General features: G+C 61.8%; 1 protein-coding gene and 1 pseudogene. Both read left to right on the top strand.

Features of this window, described 5'->3' with window-relative positions; genetic code table 11:
* Positions 1 to 1,136 (top strand): DUF1522 domain-containing protein (locus tag I6F12_RS36935; protein ID WP_225158535.1); only part of this gene is annotated, 1,136 nt, incomplete at its 5' end.
* Between the two features lie 361 nt (positions 1,137 to 1,497).
* Positions 1,498 to 1,774: pseudogene (locus I6F12_RS36930) on the top strand (flagellin); the annotation flags it as partial.

The following is a 1,774-nucleotide window of genomic DNA, read 5'->3' as shown; positions in this document are numbered from 1 at the left end:
CCGGCGCGAGCGGTGCGGTCGTCACCGACGGCAACGGCAATTCGACCGTCTATCTGCAGGCCGGCACGGTTGCCGACGTGCTGAACGCGATCGACCTCGCCACCGGCGTGCAGACCGCGACCATCGCGGCCAACGGCACCGCGACGTTTGCGGCCGCCTCGGGCCAGTCGAAATCGTCGATCAACTCGTCAGGCCAGCTCAAGATCTCGACCGGCGTCAACGCCGATCTGTCGATCACCGGCACGGGCAATGCGCTGAACGCACTCGGCTTCGCCGGCAACACCGGCACGTCGTCCGCCTTCAACGCGGCTCGTACCTCCGGCATCGGCGGCATCAGCGGCAAGACCTTGACCTTCACCTCCTTCAACGGCGGCACCGCGGTTGACGTCACCTTCGGCGACGGCACCAACGGCACGGTCAAGACGCTCGATCAGCTCAACACCAAGCTGCAGGCCAACAACCTGTCGGCGACGATCGACGCCAACGGCCTGCTGACGATTTCGACCACCAACGACTACGCGTCCTCGACCATCGGTTCGAGCGCCGCAGGTGGCTCGATCGGCGGCACGCTGACCACGTCGCTGACGTTCTCGACCGCCTCCGCTCCGGTGGCCGACACTGTCGCCCAGACAGCGCGTGCCAATCTGGTCTCTCAGTACAACAACATCCTGAACCAGATCGACACGACTGCGCAGGACTCCTCGTTCAATGGTGTGAACCTCCTGAACGGCGACCAGCTGAAGCTCGTATTCGACGAGACCGGCAAGTCGAACCTGAGCATCACGGGCGTGACCTACAACTCGAAGGGTCTGGGCCTCGCGGCGCTGACCAACGGCGTCGACTTCATCGACAACTCCGCCACCAACAAGGTGTTGTCGAACCTCAACGCTGCCTCGAGCACGCTGCGGTCGGAAGCCTCGAGCCTGGGCTCGAACCTCTCGGTGGTGCAGGTGCGTCAGGACTTCAACAAGAGCCTGATCAACGTGCTCCAGACCGGTTCGTCGAACCTGACCCTGGCCGACACCAACACCGAAGCGGCCAACAGCCAGGCGCTGTCGACCCGCCAGTCGATCGCGGTCTCCGCGCTGTCGCTGGCCAACCAGTCGCAGCAGAGCGTGCTGCAGCTGCTCCGCTAACAAGCGGACAACATCGCTAGCCAAGACATCGCGGCGGGGCTTCGGCCCCGCCGCTTTTCGTTCAATGCGAGCTTTCGATGGCGATGCCGTGAGGTGAAGCTGATGCAATTGAATGCAGCCAATTGCTCACTCTGAGTTATGGTTGACAAGTGGCAAACGCCTCGCCGTTGCCCGAAAAACCGTCATCCTATCATGGCGATACTCGCGACCTCGTTTCGGCTTCGATTGCCCATATGGTGAATCCACGCAAGGACTGCCGCAACACGCTTCATTCTTTGTTAGCCCCAAACGTTCACCGTCCCGCCCATCGATTAATCCTAATCGAAGTTTGTTGCGTTGCGTACCAGAAGGGTAACAGCTTATGTCCGGTATCGTTCTCTCCGCATCGGTTCGTCAGAACCTGCTCTCTCTCCAGTCCACTGCCGATCTTCTCGCCACCACCCAGAGCCGTCTGTCGACCGGCAAGAGCGTCAACTCGGCCCTGGACAATCCCACCAACTTCTTCACCGCCCAGTCGCTCGACAACCGCGCCAGCGACATCAACAACCTGCTCGATGGCATCGCCAACGGCGTGCAGGTGCTGCAGGCCGCCAACACCGGCATCACCTCGCTGCAGAAGCTGATCGACTCTGCCAAGT

The sequence above is a fragment of the Bradyrhizobium sp. IC4059 genome, assembly GCF_020193615.1.
Lineage (GTDB): Bacteria > Pseudomonadota > Alphaproteobacteria > Rhizobiales > Xanthobacteraceae > Bradyrhizobium > Bradyrhizobium yuanmingense.
Note: the sequence above shows the minus strand (reverse complement) of the source record. Positions and strands in the feature narration are given on the sequence as shown.